This window comes from Kitasatospora sp. NPDC057595 (assembly GCF_042800875.1).
GTDB lineage: Bacteria > Actinomycetota > Actinomycetes > Streptomycetales > Streptomycetaceae > Kitasatospora.
In genome coordinates this window covers 22,184-40,761 of record NZ_JBHVGL010000037.1, presented here as the reverse complement: position 1 = coordinate 40,761, position 18,578 = coordinate 22,184, and the positions used below count along the sequence as shown (strand labels likewise).

The window sequence follows — 18,578 nt, the reverse complement described above, 5'->3', positions numbered from 1 at the left end:
CAGGGCCGGTCCCATGACCGGCCGACGGGGCCCTCGGGCACCGCCTGCTGCTACTCCTGCGTCCTACTTCTTCTTGCGCTTCTCGCGCACCCGCACCGAGATCGAGATCGGCGTGCCGACGAAGCCGAACTCCTCGCGCAGCCGACGCTCGACGAACCGCCGGTAGCCCGCCTCCAGGAAGCCGGAGGCGAAGAGCACGAAGCGCGGCGGACGGGTGCCCGCCTGGGTGCCGAACAGGATGCGCGGCTGCTTGCCGCCCCGGATCGGGTGCGGGTGGGCGGCCACCAGCTCGCCGAGGAAGGCGTTCAGCCGGGCCGTGGTGATCCGGGTCTCCCAGCCCTCCAGCGCGGTCTCGATCGCCGGGACGAGCTTCTCCATGTGCCGGCCGGTCTTCGCCGAGACGTTGACCCGCGGGGCCCACTGCACCTGGACGAGGTCGCGCTCGATCTCGCGCTCCAGGTAGAAACGGCGCTCCTCGTCGAGCTGGTCCCACTTGTTGTAGGCGATGACGACGGCGCGCCCGGCCTCGACGGCCATCGAGATGATCCGGGTGTCCTGCTCGGCGAGGGTCTCGCTGGCGTCGACGAGGACGACCGCGACCTCGGCCTTCTCCAGCGCGGCGGCGGTGCGCAGCGAGGCGTAGAAGTCGGCGCCGGCGGTCAGGTGGACCCGGCGGCGGATGCCGGCCGTGTCGACGAACTTCCAGGTCTTGCCGCCCAGCTCGATCATCTCGTCGACCGGGTCGCGGGTGGTGCCGGCCAGCTCGTTGACGACCACCCGCTCCTCGCCGGCGACCTTGTTCAGTAGGCTGGACTTGCCGACGTTCGGCCGACCGATCAGCGCGATGCGGCGCGGGCCGCCGGGGGCGGCGTCGCCGAAGGTCTGCGGCGGGGCCTCGGGCAGCGCTTCCATCACGGCGTCCAGCAGGTCGCCGGAGCCGCGGCCGTGCAGGGCGGAGACGGGGTACGGCTCGCCCAGGCCGAGCGACCAGAGGTAGGCGGCCTCGGCCTCGGTGGACTGGCCGTCGACCTTGTTGGCGCAGAGCACGGTCGGCTTGCCGGCCCGGCGGATGATCTTGATCAGTGCCTCGTCGGTGTCGGTGGCGCCGACGGTGGCGTCGACCACGAACAGCACCGCGTCGGCCTGCTCGATGCCGAGCTCGGCCTGGGCGGCGACCATCGCGTCGATGCCGAGGACGTCGATCTCCCAGCCGCCGGTGTCGACGACCTTGAAGCGGCGGCCGTTCCAGGTGGCCTCGTAGGTGACGCGGTCGCGGGTGACGCCGGGCTTGTCCTCGACGACGGCCTCGCGGCGGCCGATGATGCGGTTGACGAGGGTCGACTTGCCGACGTTCGGGCGGCCGACCACGGCCAGCACCGGCAGCGGGGCGTGGCTGCCGTCGCCGAGGCCGTCGACGTCGTCGAGGTCGAAGCCCTCCTCGGCGGCGAGCGCCATGAACTCGGCGTATTCGGCGGCGTCCAGCTCGCCGTGGCCGGCGGTGGAGTGCTCTGCGGTCATGTTCGTACTGTCCGTTTCCCGGCCCGGCCCTTCCCAGGGACGTGCCGTGCGTACCTGCCCCTCCGGGGCAGCGCGAATGGTTCCGGGTGCCACCACGGCACCCCGTTCATCGGATGGTCGACGACGGTCGACCGTTCCCGGGTCGTCCGGGCCGCCCGGGTCGTCCAGGCGGTCCCCGGCCGTCCGGGCTGTGCTCAGACGGCCGAGAGCGCGGCCCCGGCCCGCTCCGCCACCAGCGCGGTGATCCGGTCGATCACCTGCTCCAGGGTGAGCGCGCTGGTGTCCACCAGGACCGCGTCCGCGGCCTGGGTGAGCGGGGCGGTCGCCCGCGAGGAGTCCGCCGCGTCCCGGCGCGCCAGGTCGGCGGCCATCGCGGTGATGGTCGCCTCGTCGACGCCCTTGGCCCGCAGCTCGGCGGCCCGGCGCTCGGCGCGGGCCGTCTCGGAGGCGGTCAGGAAGATCTTGACGGTGGCGTCCGGGAAGACCACGCTGCCCATGTCCCGGCCCTCGGCGACGATGCCGCGCGCGGCGACCCCGGCGCAGCCGCGCTGCAGCTCGACCAGCCGGGCGCGCACCGCCGGCACCGCGGCGACGGCGCTGACCTGCGCGGTCACCTCGGGGCCGCGGATCGGGCCGGCGACGTCCCGGCCGTCCACGGTGATGGTCGGGCCGTCCGCGTCGGTGCCGGACACGATCACCGGCTTGCCGCACGCGAGGGCCACCGCCTCCGGGTCGTTCACGTCGACCCCGTTGGCCAGCATCCACCAGGTCATCGCCCGGTACATGGCACCGGTGTCCAGGAAGCTCAGGCCCAGCCGGGCGGCGACCGCCCGGGAGACGGTCGACTTGCCGGAGCCGGAGGGTCCGTCGATGGCGACGACGACCGGGGCGTGCGCTCGGTCGGCAGTGTCCACGGCGCGAACCTCTCTCTGAGTCTCTGAGCATGGCAACCCGAACTGCGGGGATGCCGGGGATGGTCTCTACAAGGTTAATGGACCGCCGCCCGACCCGGCCCCGCCGGTAACCGGCCCGCCCCGCTCTCCCCGCACCCGCCCCGCACCGCGACCGCCCCGGAGCACCGGGAGCGCCGTGGGGCACTGCGAGCACCGCTAGGACAGCGAGCACCCTGCCGGCGCCGTGCGGACATCGCCAGAAAGGCGAGCACCGCCACGGCGGCGAACGGTGCCAGAACGAGTAGCGCCGCCAGGACAGCGGGCACCACGGAACCCGGCGGACGTCAGTCCCGGACGCTCCACCCGCTCGCCCGCAGCGCCGCCGTCAGCGGCCGCACCGCCGCCGGCGCCACCGACAGCTGGACGAAGCCCACCTGCTGCCCGGTGGAGTGCTCGATGTCGACGTCCTCGATGTTCACGCCCGCCGCGCCGACCTCGCCGAACAGCCGGCCCAGCTCACCGGGCTGGTCGCCGAGGACAACGGCGACCGTCTCGTACCGGGTGGGCGGCGCGCCGTGCTTGCCGGGGATCCGGGCCTGGCCGGTGTTGCCGCGCCGCATGACCGCCTCGATACCCGCCGCGCCGCCGCGCCGGTCGGCCTCCTCGGCGGCCTGCAGGGCGCGCAGCGCGGTGACCGTCTCGCCGAGGTCGGTGGCGACCTCCTCCAGCACGTCGGCGACGGCGCCGGCGTTGGCGGAGAGGATATCCACCCACATCGCGGGGTTGGAGGCGGCGATCCGGGTCACGTCCCGCACGCCCTGGCCGGAGAGCCTTATCGCGGTCTCGTCGGCCTTCTCCAGCCGGGCGGCAACCAGCGAGGAGAGCAGCTGGGGGGCGTGCGAGACCAGCGCGACCGCGCGGTCGTGCGCGGCGGCGTCCATCACGATCGGCACGGCCCCGCAGAGCGCGACCAGTTCGAGGACGGCGTTCAGCGTCTCGGTGTCGGTGTCGGCGGTGGGGGTGAGCACCCACGGCCGGCCCTCGAAGAGGTCGGCGCGGGCGGCGAGCGGCCCGGACCGCTCCCGGCCGGCCATCGGGTGGCTGCCGATGTAGTGGACGGTGTCGCAGCCGAGCTCGGCGACCTCGGCGCGCGGGCCGGCCTTGACGCTGGCGACGTCGGTGTAGCAGCGCGCGAGTCCGCGGCGCTGGCAGTCGGCGAGCACCTTGCCGACCAGCGCGGGCGGGACCGCGATGATCGCGAGGTCCACCGGCCCGTCGGCGGGTTCGGTGGTCCCGGCCCCCAGCGAGGCGGCGGTGCGGGCGGCGTCCGGGTCGGCGTCCTCCAGATGGACGGTCAGGCCCCGTCCGGTGAGGGCGAGCGCGGCGGACGTGCCGATGAGTCCGGTACCGACGACGGCGGCTGTGCGCATGGCGGGGTGGCTCTCCTCACGGAACTGCGCGGAAGGAAGTGGAACGCGTCGCCACCCATCCTCCCCCATCACCGCCACCGCCCGTGCCGCAACCGCACCACCGCCCCCGGCCGTCCCCCCTCACGCGGCCCGCGCCACCGCGCCGCCCGCCCGCCGCGCACCGCGAAATCCGGCGACGCGGGCGCCACCGCACGGCAGGATGGGCCGCCGACGGTACGCGACGAAGGGGTTGGCCGGGTGAACGATCAACACAGCAGCGACCAGCACAGCAACGACCGACACGGCAGCGACCAGCACCGACCGCACAAGGACGGCACCGGCCGGACCACCGACCGCGCGCCCGTCTCCGCCGCCCCGGCGGTGCCCTCCGTGCCCTCCGTGCCTTCCGTGCCCTCCGTGCCTTCCGTGCCCTCCGTGCTGGACTCCGTGGTCGTCCACGCCGTTGGCGCGGTCTGCCGCCGCCGGGCCCGCGCGGCCCTGCCCGCGGACGGACGGCTCCGGCTGACCGGCCTGCCCGAGGGGCTCGACGAACGCTCGCTGCGTGCCCGGGTCCTTGCCGGCCCGGCCGGCACCGCCGTCACCGAGGCCCGCCTCGAAGTCGTCGCCGCACTCCGCGAACCCGCCGAACTGCCCGAGCTGCGCCACCGGTTGGCGGCCGCCGAGGAGCACCACGACGCCCTGCGGGAGCAGCGCCGGCTGGTCCTCGCCGCCGTCGCCGAGACCGCCGCGCTGCGTGCCGTCCCGCCGCCCCGGCGCCGTGACGAGCCGCTGCGCCGCACGCCCGCCGACGCCTGGCTGGAGCTGGCCGAGTTCGTCGACGAGCGCCTCACCGAGCTGCACGGGCGCGCCGGTCGGCTCGACCGCGAGATCGAACTCGCCGGCCACGAGATCACGGTGCTCAACGAGCAGGTCGCCCGGCTGTCCCCCGACGAGTGGCACGAGCCCGTCGAGACCACGACGACCGCCCTGCTCACCCTCACCACCCCCGCCCCCGCCACGGACGCCACCGCCGAACCGGAAACCGGACCGGCAACCGAGCTGGAACTCGAACTGGAGTACACCGTCCGCGCCGCCCGCTGGGTCCCCTCCTACCGGCTCTCGTACTCCCAGGGCGCCGACACCGGCCGGCTCCTGCTGCGCGCCTCGGTCGCCCAGCAGACCGGCGAGGACTGGACCGGCGTCCGGCTCGCCCTCTCCACCGCCGACCTCGACCGCCGCACCGAGCTGCCCCGGCTGCGCTCACTGCGGATCGGCCGCAGCCAGCCGCCCCCGCCGTCCTCCGGCTGGCGCGAGCCCCCGGCCGGTCTGGCCGACCTGTTCACCGGCTACGACGCGGCCGGCCCGGCGCCGATCGACCCCCTCCGGGTGCCCGGCGGAGCCGCCGGCGGCGCGTTCGCCGCCGAGCCCCGGCTCACCGCCGCGCTCGCCCCGACCGTCGCCGCACCACCGCCCCCGCCGCCCGCCGCCGCACCGGCGCCGCAGCCCCCGGGCGGGCCCGCCCGCTCCCGCTCCCGTGCCGGCGGCCTGCGCTCCGCCGACGAGCCGCGCGGACTGGGCGGGCCGGGCGGACCGATGGCCGAGAAGGTGGCCTACGCCGGCTACGGCGCGCCCCCGCCCGCCCCCGGCGGCGCCCCGGGCCTCGACACGGCGGCCTTCGCCGGGTTCGGTGCCCCCGCCCCGCACGCCCCGCTCACGCCCCCGTCCGGCCCGCCCGTCCCGGACGAGCGGCTGCTCGACTACCCCGCGCTGGAGCTCCTCGGCCCGGACACCGCCGCCGACCGGCGCGGCACCCTGCACCACCCACCCCGCCCCCGCGCCGCCGGCCACCGCGGCGCCCCCGACCACCCCACCCCCGCGCTGGAGCGCCTCCCGCTGCCGCACCACGCCGTGCCGCCGCGCGTCTCGGCCGGCTCCTTCGACCATCGCTTCGACGCCGCCGCGCCCGCCGACCTCCCGTCCGACGCCACCTGGCACACCGTCACGATCGGCGAGATCCCGGTCAGCGTGAGCCCCGAGTACGTCACCGTGCCCGCCGTCGAGGAGCGGGTCTACGCCACCCTGGTGGTCGCCAACGCCACCGCGCAGGCCGTGCTCGCCGGCCCGGTCGAGGTGACCGTCGACGACGAGTTCCTGCTCACCGCCGCCCTGCCCGCCCTCGCGCCCGGCGGTGTGCGCCGACTGGGCATCGGTGTCGCCGAGTCGGTCGAGGTGACGCGCCGTACCGAGCTGCGCGAGTCCACCGCGGGCATGCTGAACAGCAGCACCGTGCTCGACCACCGGGTCCACGTCGAACTGGCCAACCGGCTCGGCCGCCCGGTCACCGTCGAGGTCCGCGAACGGGTGCCGGTCAGCTCCGACGCCGACATCCGGATCGAGGAACGCCCCGGCTGGCACGCACCGGACGAACCGTCCACCGAGTGCCCGCCGAGCACCCGGCTCCGACGGGTCGAGCTGCCACCGGGCGGCCGGGCCGAACTGGACGCCGGCTACCAGATCAGGATCCCGGCCGGAAAGGCCATCGTCGGCGGAAACCGGAGGAACTGAACGTGACCGTCACCCCCCTCCCCGGCACCACGCGTCCCGCGACGCCGCTGCCTGTCACCGCCGTCACCTGTCTGGAGGACCGCGCCCAGGTCGAGCGCACCGCCACCGCGGAGCTGACCGCCGGCGTCCAGCGGCTGCGGCTGGGCCCGCTCACCGCGCTCGCCGTCGACCGCACCCTGCGCGCCGAGTCCGCCACCCCGGGCGTCCGCGTCCTGGACGCCCGGATCACCCGCGCCTGGACACCGCGCGCACCACTGCCGCCCGGCCCGGAGGACTCCGCGCTGCGCCACCGGCTGCACGCCCTGGAGGAACGCGAACGCACCGAGGAGCAGCTGGCCGACCGGCTGGAGGCCCGGCTGGCGCTGCTCGCCCAGCTCTCCGCCGACCTGCTGCGCGAGGTCGGCGAGGGCGCCGGCGTCGGCGAGGTCGAACGGGTGCGCTGGCACCGCGAGCTGAACCGGGTCGACGCCGAGCGCGAGCGCTCCGGCGAGGACCTGCGCGCCACCCGGGCCCGGCTGCGCAGACTGGCACTGGAACAGGCCGCGGCGCGCACCGCCGTCGCGGAGGCCGAGGAGGAGCCCGCCGAACTGGTCGCCCACCTGGAGCTCACCGTCGAGGCCCGGGAGGCCGGGCCCGCCCGGCTGACGGTGGGCCACCTGGTGCCCTGCGCGCTCTGGCGGCCGTCCTACCGGGCCACCCTGGCCGAGGGCGTGCTGCGGCTGGACTCCGAGGCGGTGGTCTGGCAGCGCACCGGCGAGGCGTGGACCGGCGCGCGGCTCACCTTCTCCACCGCCCGCTCCGCCCTCGCCACCGAGCCGCCCGCGCTCGCCGAGGACGTGCTGACGCTGCGCGAGCGCACGGCCGAGGAGCGGCGCACCGTGGAGGTGGAGCTGCGCGAGGAGACGATCTCCGAACTGCGCCCGGACGGCGCGCTGCCGGGCGTGGACGACGGGGGCGAGGCGCGGGTGCTGACCGCCCCGGCGCCGGCCACGGTGCCCTCCGACGGCCGGGCGCACCGGGTCCCGCTGAGTTCCTTCACCGGGGCCGCGCACAGCGAGTACGCCTGCGCGCCGGAGCTGTCCCCGCTGGTCACCCAGGTGGTCCGGTTCCGCAACACGGCCGGGCACCCGCTGCTCGCCGGGCCGGTCGAGCTGGTCCGCGGCAGCGGCTTCACCGGGCGCGGACGGCTGCCGTTCACCGCGCCGGGCGCGGACGCCGAGCTGTCCTTCGGCAGTTCGGACGGCTACCGGGTGGTGCGCGAGACCGACGAGCGCCGCTCCACGGCCGGGCTGAGCCAGCGTTCGGTGACCACCCGCACGGTGCGGCTGCACCTGTCGCGGTTCTCCGGCCCGGAGGAGCACGACGAGCAGCTGGTCGCGGTGCGCGAGCGGGTGCCGGTCTCCGAGGTGTCGGCGGTGGAGGTGCGGCTGCGCAAGGAGGAGTGCTCGCCCGCGCCGGACGCCTTCGACGCCGAGGGCGTGGTGCGCTGGGACGTGCCGCTGGGCCCGGGCGCCCGCCGCACGCTCACCCTGGTGTACGAGGTCTCCGCCTCCGCGAAGGTGGCCGGTCTCTGAGGGCGGGCCGGGCCCGGGCGTGCGAACCGCCGCCCGGGCGAGCGCCCGGGCCCGGCCGGAGCGGGTACAACAGGAGCATGATCCTGCACCTCGCCCCCCTGGACGACTGGCTGGCCGATCCGGGCCGGCCGTACGCGACCGCCTCGCTGCTCACCGACGGGTTCATCCACTGCGCGGCGGACGAGCGGACCGCGCTCGCCGTGGCCAACGCCTTCTTCGCCGACGCCCGCGAACCGCTGATGGTGCTGCTGATCGAGGAGTCGATGGTGGAACCGATGGTCAAGTGGGAGGCCCCGCACGGCGGACCGCCGCCCGGGGCGACTCCCGGGGTGCTGTACCCGCACATCTACGGGCGGCTGAACCGTACGGCGGTGGTCGGCCTGGAGAAGGTCGAGCGTGGGCCGGACGGCCGCTGGGCCTCGCTCTCCCCCTGGAGCTGACGCCCGCACACCGCTCCGCGGTCACAGCCAGCCCCGCTCCCGGGCCGCCATGCCGGCCTGGAAGCGGGTGGTGGCGCCCAGCTCGCGCATCAGCGACTGGAGCCGGCGCTGGGTGGTCCGGGCGCTCCAGCCCAGCGAGCGGGCGATCGACTCGTCGGTGAGGCCGGCCGCCAGCAGCCCGAGCAGCTTGCGGTGGTCGGCCTCCGGCTCCAGCGTCCCGTCGCCGGTGCCGATCGCGGCCTGCAGCTGGACGGCGCGCTCCCACTCCGCCTCGAACAGCGTGTCCAGCGCCTGGAGCAGCGCCGAGGGGTGGATGACGTAGGCGGCGTCGAGGACGCTGTCGCCGACGCTGATCGGGATGATCGCCATCCGGTCGTCCGACAGGACCATCTTCATCGGGAGCACCGGCCGGACCCGGGCCTCCTCGCCGTCGGCGACCCCGGCCAGGATGTTCTTCTCCAGGCGGCCCGGCCAGGCCACCGCCTCCCGGTCGTAGACGGTCCGGAACCGCACGCCCTCCTTGAGCCGCTGGCGCTGCAGCGGGATGTTGGCCACCGGGTCCTGGATGTAGGGCGGGCAGTCGAAGCCGCGGATCTGGTACTGGCTGGTCTCGGTGATGTGCTCCAGCCGCTGGGCGATGGCCTCGCCGCCGGTCAGCACCTCGACCGAGTGCGCCGGGTCGGTGTAGCGCGAGGCCTCCCGGAAGGCGTCCATCAGCCGGTGCATCTCGGCCCGGGCGTGGCGCAGTTCGGACTCCCGGTGGCCGATCAGCGTGCCGATGGCGACGTCCGGGGCGACCGGCAGGAAGCGCTGGCGGTCCACCGGGGCCCGGGTGGCCATGCCCTGCTGGGCGAGCCGGTCCAGGGCCCGCAGGCTCTGCTGGAGGGTCAGGCCGCAGTGCCCGGCGAGGTCCTCGGCCGTGGACTGCGGGTTGGCCACCAGCGCCGCGTAGATCCGCCCGTCCGGTCCGGCCAGTCCCAGAGCGCTGAGTGGTGCATCGGACACGGCGTCGCTCCCCGTTCGACTCTCGCCCCGCGCCGGGTGGCGCAGTCCCGCCACCCGGCGGGTCGTGGTCAGGTGGCAATACTCGGCCACGGGTCCTGGGGCTGACAAGGCGATCACGGCCGATGCGGTCCGCTTCACAGCAGGATCCGCCGGACGACGGAGGGCCTCCCCGCCGAGTGGCGGGGAGGCCCTCCGGGGACCGTCGCGGCAGCCGTTACAGCCCGACCTCGCGCATCAGCTGGCCGACCTCGGGGTTGGTCAGCCGGCGCAGCCAGCCGGACTTCTGGTCGCCGAGCGCGATCGGCCCGAAGTGGGTGCGCACCAGCTTCTCGACCGGGAAGCCCACCTCCGCCAGCATCCGGCGGACGATGTGCTTGCGGCCCTCGTGCAGGGTCACCTCGACCAGGTAGTTCTTGCCGACGTTCGAGACGACCTTGAAGCTGTCGGCGCGGGCGTAGCCGTCCTCCAGCTCGATGCCCTTGGCCAGCTGCTTGCCCAGGTCGCGCGGGATCGGGCCCTGGATGGCGGCCAGGTAGGTCTTGGTCACGCCGTACCGGGGGTGGGTGAGGCGGTGGGCCAGCTCGCCGTGGTTGGTGAGCAGGATGATGCCCTCGGTCTCGGTGTCCAGGCGGCCGACGTGGAACAGCCGGGTCTCCCGGTTGGTCACGTAGTCGCCGAGGCACTGGCGGCCGTCCGGGTCCTCCATGGTGGAGACCACGCCGGCCGGCTTGTTCAGCGCGAAGAACAGGTAGGACTGGGTGGCGACGGTCAGGCCGTCGACCTTGATCTCGTCCTTCTGCGGGTCGACCCGCTTGCCCTGCTCGGTGACCCGCTTGCCGTTGACCTCGACCCGGCCCTGCTCGATCAGCTCCTCGCAGGCGCGGCGGCTGCCGACGCCGGCCCGGGCCAGCACCTTCTGCAGGCGCTCGCCCTCGGGCTCGCCGAAGGTCTTCGGCAGCTTCACGGCCGGCTTGTCGTGCCGGGCCAGCACCGCGTCCTCGATCCGGGCCTGCAGCTCGCGCGAGCGCTGCGGCTGACGGCGCGGGTCGCCCGGGGCGCCCTGGCCCTCCCGGCGCGGGCGCGGGGCCGGGCCGGGCCGGCGCCCGGCGAAGCCGCCGCGGGCCGGGGTGGCGTTGGGGCCGCCGCCGTACTCGGGGCGGTCGTACTTGCGCTCCTCGGGCCGCAGCGGGCGGTCCGGGTAGCGGCGGTCGTCGCGCCGGTCGTCCCGGCGGTCGTCGCGGCGGCTGTCGCGCCGGTCGTCCCGGCCGTACGAGCCCGAGCCGCCGCGCGGGGCCGAGCCGCCCCGGCCGCCGCCGGACCCGCCGCCGTACGAACCCCCGCGCGCGCCGGAGCCGCCGCGGCCCGAGCCGCCCCCGTAGGAGCCGCCCCGGCCGCCCCCGCCCTGTCCGCCGCGACCGCTGCCGCCGCCGCTGCTGTTCCTGCCGTTGCCACTGCTACGCATCAAAGTGTCCGTACGTCGTTACCGTCTGGGCTGTGCGGTCGTTTCGGCCGACCTCACCGCCCCCTACCGATCGGGCGCAGCCCGACCGGCCTCGCCACTGCCGTCCGCGGCCTGCGCGGCAGCGGCGGCGACCGCCTCCGCGATCATCGTGCCCTCCAGGGACTCCGCTTCCACGTCGTCGACCTCGGGCAGGAAGGGAGCGAGCTCCGGCAGCTCGTCCAGGCCGCGGAGCCCCATCCGTTCCAGGAAGTAGTTCGTCGTCCGATACAGGATCGCACCTGTTTCGGGCTCGGATCCGGCCTCTTCCACCAGTCCTCGCTGTACCAGGGTACGCATCACGCCGTCACAGTTCACACCGCGGACGGCCGAGACCCGCGATCTGGACACCGGTTGCCGGTAGGCGACCACCGCCAGGGTCTCCAGTGCGGCCTGGGTCAGCCGGGCCTGCCGGCCGTCCAGGAGGAAGCGGTCGACGGCCGGTGCGCAGGCCGCGCGGCTGTAGAAACGCCAGCCGCCGGCCACCAGCCGCAGGTCGAAGCCCCGTCCCTGGGCGGTGTACTCGGCGGACAGCTCGCGCAGCGCCGCCGCCACCTGTGCGCACGGCCGGTCCAGCACCGACGCCAGGTGGGCCTCGGTGGCCGGCTCGTCGACGACCATCAGGATCGCCTCCAGTTCGGCCCGCAGCCCCAGGCCGAAGTCCGCGACCGGCACCGGCACCGCCACGTCGGACCCGTCCGGCTCCGCCACCGCTGCCTCGGACCCGTCCGGCTCCGGCTCCAGCGCCTCCGGCACCGTCGGCGCCGGCTCCAGCCACTCCTCGGCGCGTGCCCGCCCCGGCACGCCCAGCACTCGCCGGGCCGGCCGTCCGCCGCCCGCGCCGCCGCTCCCGGCCGTCATCGCCCGTCCTCCTCGCCCTTCGCCGCCCGCGCCCCGGCCTCGCCCACGGGCCGGTCGAACTCGTCCGTCACCTCGACCGCGCCCCGGTCCGCCTCGGCCACCCACCGCACCAGCAGCTCGCCGAGCGCGTCCGGCTGCTCGAACGCGAGCACCCGCTCGCGGTACAGCTCCAGCAGTGCCAGGAACCGGGCGACCACGACCATGGTGTCCGGGGCGTCGGCGACCAGCCGCTGGAAGGTGGCCTCGCCCAGCTCGCTCAGCAGCCCGACCACCAGGCCCGCCTGCTCGCGCACGCTGACCGGCGGGGCGTGGATGTGGTCGACGTAGACGACCGGTTTCGGCTTCGGCGCCATCGCCCGGGCGGCGAGCTGGGCGAGGCGCTCGGCGCCGATGCCGATCACGACCTCGGGCAGCAGTTCCGCGTGCCGCGGCTCCAGGCCGACGGCCCGGGGCCGCCGCAGCAGCTCGCCGGCCCAGCGCTCGCCGAACAGCGCCGCCGCCCGCTTGTAGGCCCGGTACTGGAGCAGCCGGGCGAAGAGCAGGTCGCGGGCCTCCAGCAGGGCGAGGTCCTCGTCGTCCTCGACCTCGGCGGCGGGCAGCAGCCGGGCCGCCTTGAGGTCGAGCAGGGTGGCGGCGACGACCAGGAACTCGGTCGCCGCGTCGAGGTCCCAGTCCGGCCCCATGGCGCGGATGTGGGCCATGAACTCGTCGGTGACCGTCGCCAGCGCGATCTCGGTGACGTCCATCCGGTGCTTGGCGATCAGGCTCAGCAGCAGGTCGAACGGGCCCTCGAAGTTGTCCAGCCGGACCCTGAAACCGCCCTGCGGCCCGTCGCCCTCCGGCGCACCCGGTCCGGCCGCTCCAACGGCGGTCCGGTCGACGACGGGGATCTCGGGCGTACTCGGCATGACGGTCCATCTTCGCCCGTCCGCGCCGCCCGCCGCGCACCGGGGCCCACCGACACGCCGTACCGAACCGTCCCGGACCCCCCGCGGCCCCGCGGCCCCCGGGAGCGGGCTCAGCGCCCGCGCAGCCGCCGTACCAGGATGCTGGCCTCGCCGCGCTGCTCCAGGTCCGCCAGCACCACCGCGATGGCCTCCCGGACGATCCGGCCGCGGTCCACCGCCAGACCGTGCTCACCGCGCAGCACCAGCCGCGCGTGTTCGAGGTCCATCAGTTCTTCGGCGGACACGTACACGGTGATCTTCTCGTCGTGCCGCTCGCGCCCGCTCGGGCGGCGCGGGGCACGGCCCCGCGGACGCGGCCGCTCCTCGGCGGCACCCGGGTGCTGGCGCGGCGCCGGGGCCGCCGCACGGCCTCCCGGCGCGGCCTTGCCGGCCGCCGTCCCGGTGGCACCCTGGCCGCCCGGCTGCGCGGGCGCGGGCACGCCGGCCGCGCCCGGTCCGCCGATCGCGCGGCGCGGCGCGCGCCTCGCCACTGCCTGGTCCCCGACCGCCCCGTCGCCGCCGTCGGCGTGCTCGGGGCCCTCGCCGCCGGTGGCGCCGGCGCCGTCGACGCCCTCGGCGTCGTCCGCGTCACCGACGCCGTTGACCGCCCGCGCGGTCTCCGGTCTGGGCGCCTCGGCGGCCGAACGCGACGCGAGGGACGGCGACAGCGCCATCCCACCGGTGGTTCGGAACAGCTCGTCGGCACCCGGGAGACTCACTCGGCGGGGCGGCACCGGTCGAGCACCTCCCTGGCGAGCTGGCGGTAGGCGGCGGCACCGACCGAATTGGTCGCGTACGTCGTGATCGGTTCGCCGGCGACGGTGGTCTCCGGGAAGCGCACGGTCCGCCCGATGACGGTGTGGAAGACGTGGTCGCCGAACGCCTCGACGACGCGCGCCAGCACCTCACGGCTGTGCACGGTGCGCGAGTCGTACATGGTGGCGAGGATGCCGTCCAGCCGCAGCTCGGGGTTGAGCCGCTCGCAGACCTTCTCGATGGTCTCGGTGAGCAGCGCGACACCGCGCAGCGCGAAGAACTCGCACTCCAGCGGCACGATGACGCTGTGAGCGGCCGTCAGCGCATTGACCGTCAGCAGACCCAGCGACGGCTGGCAGTCGATGATGACGTAGTCGTAGTCGGGCAGCAGCGGCTTCAGGGCGCGCGCCAGCGCGGACTCCCGGGCCACCTCGCTGACCAGCTGCACCTCGGCGGCGGAGAGGTCGATGTTGGACGGCAGCAGGTCCATGCCCGGCACGGCCGTCTTCAGCAGCACCTCGTCGGCCGTCAGCCCGCGCTCCATCAGCAGGTTGTAGACCGTGACGTCGAGTTCCATCGGGTTGACGCCGAGGCCGACGGAGAGGGCGCCCTGGGGGTCGAAGTCGACGAGCAGCACGCGGCGGCCGTACTCGGCCAGCGCCGCGCCCAGGTTGATGGTCGACGTGGTCTTGCCGACGCCGCCCTTCTGGTTGCACATCGCGATGATCTGCGCGGGGCCGTGCTCGGCCACCGGCGCGGGGATCGGGAAGTAGGGCTGGGGGCGCCCGGTGGGGCCGATCCGCTCGCGACGCTGGCGGGCGGCGTCGGGGGCGAGCGTGGCCGCGTACTCGGGGTCCGGCTCGTACTCGGCGTCGGGGTCGTCGTAGGCGCCGTAGGCGAACTCGCCGTAGGCCAGGCCGTGGGCCGGCAGTTCGGCGTCGTAGTCGGTCACCGTGGTCACCTGTGCTGTGTTCTGGCGTGCTTCGAAAGTACGGAGAGCGACCGAGCCGACCTCGGCCGAGCCCACGGTGGGCTGCCTGGCCCCGGGCTCCTCAGTCGGCTGGCCGGCGGTGTGCGCCGCCAGTCCTGGCTGACCACCCCCGGGAGCAAATGTCGACTCATTCACAAGTCGTCTTACCTCCTTGGGCATCCAGGACTCTATGTCGATTCGTCAGCGTGGCAGCATGCCGACGGTTTGCGACTCTAGGCCGTTCAAGGCGTTCGCAGCAACACAATCCACGGTAGTGGGCAGGATGTGTCGACTATCAGGCAACCCTCTGTCAAGGGATGCGAAGGCCCCCGACTCCAAGGTTTCCGGGGTCGGGTGACACGACCGACGGAAATTGACGACAGAGCGACCCGCACCCCCCGCCCCCGACGTCACCACCGGATTCACCCCTCGTTCACGCGGGGACCGGGAGGCCTCGGTGACCCCCTGTGCACGGGCACGGCGAAGCCCCCGGCCCGGAGTGCACCGGGCCGGGGGCGACACGCGTCACGCTCAGGCGAGCACGGACTCCAGGGAGACCGACTCCAGGCCGAAGGCCTCGGCGACGGCGGCGAAGGTGATCTGGCCCTCGTGGACGTTCAGACCCTTGGCCAGCGCGGCGTCGCGGCGCAGCGCCTCCTTCCAACCGCGGTTGGCCAGCTCGACGACGTACGGCAGCGTCGCGTTGGTCAGCGCGTAGGTGGAGGTGTTCGGGACGGCGCCCGGCATGTTGGCCACGCAGTAGAAGACCGAGTTGTGGACCTGGAAGGTCGGCTCGGCGTGCGTGGTGGGGTGCGAGTCCTCGAAGCAGCCGCCCTGGTCGATGGCGATGTCGACGAGCACGGAGCCCGGCTTCATGCGGGAGACCAGCTCGTTGGTGACGAGCTTCGGGGCCTTGGCGCCCGGGATCAGCACGGCGCCGATGACCAGGTCGGCCTCGACGACGGCCTTCTCCAGCTCGAAGGCGTTGGACATGATGGCCTTGATCTTCGTGCCGAAGATCTTGTCGGCCTCGCGCAGCTTGTTGATGTCGCGGTCCAGCAGGGTCACGTCGTAGCCCATGCCGATGGCGATGGTGGCCGCGTGCCAGCCGGAGACGCCACCGCCGATGACGACGGCCTTGGCCGGGTGGGTGCCGGGCACGCCGCCGGGCAGGGTGCCGCGGCCGCCGGCCGGACGCATCAGGTGGTACGAGCCGACCTGCGGGGCCAGGCGGCCCGCGACCTCGGACATCGGGGCGAGCAGCGGCAGGGCGCCGTTGGCGAGCTGCACGGTCTCGTACGCGATGGCGGTGGTGCCGGAGGCGACCAGCGCGTCGGTGCCGGCCCGGTCGGCCGCCAGGTGGAGGTAGGTGAAGAGCGTCTGGCCCTTGCGCAGGCGGTGGTACTCCTCCGCGATGGGCTCCTTGACCTTCAGCACCAGGTCGGCGGTGGCCCACACCTCGTCGGCGGTGGGGAGGATGGTGGCGCCGGCGGCCACGTACTCCTCGTTCGGGATCGAGGAGCCGACGCCGGCGTTGTCCTCGATGTAGACCTCGTGTCCGTTGCGGACCAGCTCATGCACACCGGCAGGCGTGATGGCCACGCGGTACTCGTGGTTCTTGACCTCGCGGGGGATGCCGACCTTCACGGCTAAACACGTCCTCTTGCCATGGGGGTCCCTACCGGAGAAGACCGGCGGGCCGCGCGCACGGGGGAAGCCTCCGGAAGACACCGGGGCACGGATTGCTGCGCGCTGAGTCGAGTGTAATGAAGCCCAGGCGGCCTGTCAGCCTTCCAATGTGAATAAATCTGCCGGACGCATTGGCAGGTTCGTAGGCTTCCCTCGCGATCTTCCTACCAAAGCGGTGCCGACCGGGCATCTTCGACAATACTCCCGAAAAGCCCGCTACCACCCGGCCGAGACGCGTTCCCGCAGCTCCGCGAGGGCGGTGCCGACCGCCTCCCGGCCGTGCTCGTCGCCGAGCCTGCGCAGCACCGCGAGGGACGCCCGGTACTCGCGCTCGGCCTCGTCGAAGCGGCGCTGCGCGCTGTGCGCCTCGGCCACCCTGGCCAACAGCCGGGCCTCGGCGGCCTGGTCGCCCATCGACTGCCGCAGGCCCAGCGCCCGGCCGTACCAGTCGGCGGCGCGCACCGCGTCGCCGAGCGCCCGGTGGCAGCCCGCCGCGCCCTCCAGCGCGCGGGCACAGAGCGCCTCGTCGTCAGCGGCCCTGGCGTGCTCCAGGGCGGCCCGGTAGTGACCGCAGGCCTGCTCCCAGCGGCCGGCGGCGGCCTGCAGGTCGCCCAGGTTGAGCAGGGCGGCGGAGGCCCGGCGCGGGCGGCCGTGCCGCTCGGCCACCGTCAGCACCAGTTCGTGCAGCTGGTGGAGGTCGGCCGGGGCGGCGGCGCCGGTCAGCGGCAGCGACCGGAGCAGGGCGGTGACCAGTCGGCCGGCCGAGCCGTCGAGGTCGCCCTGGCCGATCGCGTCGGCGACCGCGCCGAGAAGTACGTCACGTTCGCCGAGCAGCCACTGCCGGGCGTGCGCGGCGGACGTCAGCCGCAGCGGACCGGGCAGCGGATCGGGGCTCGGTCCGGCGGAGGGGTCCAGCAGCGCCCGGGCGGACTCGGTGAGCCGGACCAGCCGCTCCAGCAGCCGGGCCCGGGCCAGCTCGATCTCGGCGGGCCGGTCCTCCCGCGCGCGCAGCCGGACCAGCCGGGGGTGCAGCCGGCCCGGCACCCGGTAGCGGGCGGTGCCGTCGGCGGCCGGCGGCTCCACGGTGAGCAGCTCCCGCTCGGCGAGCGCCGCCAGCGTCCCGGCGGCCTCCGGGGCCGGGCAGCCGACCAGCGCGGAGGCGGTGCGCAGGTCCGCGCACTGGGCGGGGGCCAGGGTGAGCGCGCGCAGCATCCGGGCCTGCGCGGCGGGCAGGCCCGTGTAGGCGAGGGTGAACGCGCCGATCAAGGGGTCGTTGTCCGGCACCGGGACGGGCTCGGCGGGCTCCGGCCCGGGCCGCACCCAGGCGGCCGGGTCGCGGGCCGGCTCGGCCGGGGGCGCCACGGCCACGACCGGAGCGGGTACGGCGGTGCCCGGCTCCTGCGCGGCCCCCTTCCGCCGCCGGCCCGGCGCGTTCTTCGCCGACTTCGCGGACTTCGCCGCCGTCTCCGCCTTCGCGGGCTCCTCGGCCCTCTCCGCCTTCTCCGCCTTCTCGAACTTCGGCTCCGTGCCGGGCTCCCCCGCGTCCCGGGCCGCCGACGAGGACGCCTCGGCGACGGCCCGTACCAGCTCCTTCGCCGCCTCCGTGACCGCCAGCTCCGGATTGCCGCGCAGCCGTCCCGCCATCAGCCGCAGCGCCGCCGGCTGGGACCCGCAGGCCTCCGCCAGGTCGGCCCCGCCGACCGGGTCGCAGCCGATCCGCGTCCCGCCGACGAGGTCCCCGAGCAGTTCGGCGGCCGCCGGGCGGTCCAGCCCGCCGAGGATGACCGGGTCGATGTCCTCGATCCCGGTGAGCGGCCCGGCCGTGGTGGCGAGCACCAGGCAGCCCGGCTCGTCCGCGAGCAGCGGCCACAGCTGCCCGGCGTCCCGGACGTCGTCCAGCAGCAGCAGGACCCGCCGCCCGGCCAGCGCCCCGCGCAGCGCGACGCAGGCCGGATCGTCCCGGCCGTCCTCGACGGCGGCGGGCAGCGGGACGCCCGCGGTGTCCGCGCCGAGCTGCTCCAGCAGTCTGCGGGCGACCCGGGCGGGCGGCACCCGGCTGCCGTCGGGCGCGGACAGCCGGGCGAAGAGCACGCCGTCGGGGTACTGGGCGGCGGCGGTGACGGCGAACCGCACGGCCAGCGCGGTGCGGCCCGACCCGGGCCGGCCGGCCAGCACCAGGACCGGGCTGCGGCCCTCCGCCGGGCGCGCGGCGGCGGCCCGCAGGGCGGCCAGTTCGGTGCGCCGGCCGACGAACAGGGCGGGGCCGACGGGCAGCCGGTCCAGCCCGGGAACGCGCTCGGCGGGCGCGCCGGCCCCGGCCTCCATCGTCACCGTCTTCCTCGCCACCCGTGCCACTCCCGACCTCGCCAGCGCTCACCGAAGGCGCCCCGCAGTGGACGCCCCGTCTGCGAAGCGTAGTTCGACCGTCCGCTCCGGCCGAGGTGACATCCGGT

14 protein-coding genes are annotated in these 18,578 nt (G+C 75.3%); 3 read left to right on the top strand and 11 right to left on the bottom strand.

Annotated features, from left to right (window positions below):
- Positions 1–63 precede the first annotated feature (63 nt).
- The 3 genes from der to ACFU9E_RS33855 all read right to left on the bottom strand — a co-directional run bounded on the left by der (position 64) and on the right by ACFU9E_RS33855 (position 3,841).
- Entirely contained in the window at positions 64–1,518 is a 1,455-nt protein-coding gene (gene der / locus ACFU9E_RS33865) for a ribosome biogenesis GTPase Der (protein WP_380685730.1), read from the bottom strand.
- Positions 1,519–1,712: 194 nt separating this feature from the next.
- A complete protein-coding gene (gene cmk / locus ACFU9E_RS33860; protein WP_380685728.1) occupies positions 1,713–2,432 on the bottom strand; it encodes a (d)CMP kinase in 720 nt (239 codons plus the stop codon).
- A gap of 323 nt (positions 2,433–2,755) precedes the next feature.
- Positions 2,756–3,841, bottom strand: a complete 1,086-nt coding sequence (locus ACFU9E_RS33855) for a prephenate dehydrogenase (protein ID WP_380685726.1) — start codon at positions 3,839–3,841, stop codon at positions 2,756–2,758.
- 237 nt (positions 3,842–4,078) lie between these two features.
- On the opposite strand from ACFU9E_RS33855, the gene ACFU9E_RS33850 reads away from it, so the two are divergent.
- The 3 genes from ACFU9E_RS33850 (at position 4,079) to ACFU9E_RS33840 (ending at position 8,399) form a co-directional block, all read left to right on the top strand.
- Positions 4,079–6,385 (top strand): DUF4139 domain-containing protein, encoded by a 2,307-nt coding sequence (locus ACFU9E_RS33850; protein ID WP_380685724.1) that lies wholly within the window; start codon positions 4,079–4,081, stop codon positions 6,383–6,385.
- Between the two features lie 2 nt (positions 6,386–6,387).
- A complete protein-coding gene (locus ACFU9E_RS33845) occupies positions 6,388–7,959 on the top strand; it encodes a DUF4139 domain-containing protein (RefSeq protein WP_380685722.1) in 1,572 nt (523 codons plus the stop codon).
- A 77-nt stretch (positions 7,960–8,036) separates the two neighbouring features.
- Positions 8,037–8,399, top strand: a complete 363-nt coding sequence (locus ACFU9E_RS33840; RefSeq protein WP_380685720.1) for a DUF952 domain-containing protein — start codon at positions 8,037–8,039, stop codon at positions 8,397–8,399.
- Positions 8,400–8,420: 21 nt separating this feature from the next.
- On the opposite strand, the gene ACFU9E_RS33835 is transcribed toward ACFU9E_RS33840, so the two are convergent.
- The 8 genes from ACFU9E_RS33835 to ACFU9E_RS33800 form a co-directional block, all read right to left on the bottom strand.
- A complete protein-coding gene (locus ACFU9E_RS33835; protein WP_380685718.1) occupies positions 8,421–9,404 on the bottom strand; it encodes a helix-turn-helix domain-containing protein in 984 nt (327 codons plus the stop codon).
- A 214-nt stretch (positions 9,405–9,618) separates the two neighbouring features.
- Complete coding sequence (locus tag ACFU9E_RS33830) at positions 9,619–10,866, bottom strand: pseudouridine synthase (protein ID WP_380689446.1); 1,248 nt, start codon at positions 10,864–10,866, stop codon at positions 9,619–9,621.
- A 63-nt stretch (positions 10,867–10,929) separates the two neighbouring features.
- Positions 10,930–11,523 (bottom strand): SMC-Scp complex subunit ScpB, encoded by a 594-nt coding sequence (locus tag ACFU9E_RS33825; RefSeq protein ID WP_380689452.1) that lies wholly within the window; start codon positions 11,521–11,523, stop codon positions 10,930–10,932.
- A 236-nt stretch (positions 11,524–11,759) separates the two neighbouring features.
- Positions 11,760–12,671: a segregation and condensation protein A gene (locus tag ACFU9E_RS33820; protein WP_380689449.1), complete on the bottom strand. Its 912-nt coding sequence runs from the start codon at positions 12,669–12,671 to the stop codon at positions 11,760–11,762.
- Between the two features lie 110 nt (positions 12,672–12,781).
- Entirely contained in the window at positions 12,782–13,429 is a 648-nt protein-coding gene (locus tag ACFU9E_RS33815) for a hypothetical protein (protein WP_380715620.1), read from the bottom strand.
- Positions 13,426–14,493, bottom strand: a complete 1,068-nt coding sequence (locus ACFU9E_RS33810; RefSeq protein ID WP_376090262.1) for a ParA family protein — start codon at positions 14,491–14,493, stop codon at positions 13,426–13,428. The genes ACFU9E_RS33815 and ACFU9E_RS33810 overlap by 4 nt, the downstream gene beginning before the upstream one ends.
- Before the next feature lie 474 nt (positions 14,494–14,967).
- Positions 14,968–16,083: an alanine dehydrogenase gene (gene ald, locus ACFU9E_RS33805; RefSeq protein ID WP_380682014.1), complete on the bottom strand. Its 1,116-nt coding sequence runs from the start codon at positions 16,081–16,083 to the stop codon at positions 14,968–14,970.
- A gap of 258 nt (positions 16,084–16,341) precedes the next feature.
- Positions 16,342–18,471, bottom strand: a complete 2,130-nt coding sequence (locus ACFU9E_RS33800) for a tetratricopeptide repeat protein (protein ID WP_380682015.1) — start codon at positions 18,469–18,471, stop codon at positions 16,342–16,344.
- Positions 18,472–18,578: the final 107 nt, after the last annotated feature.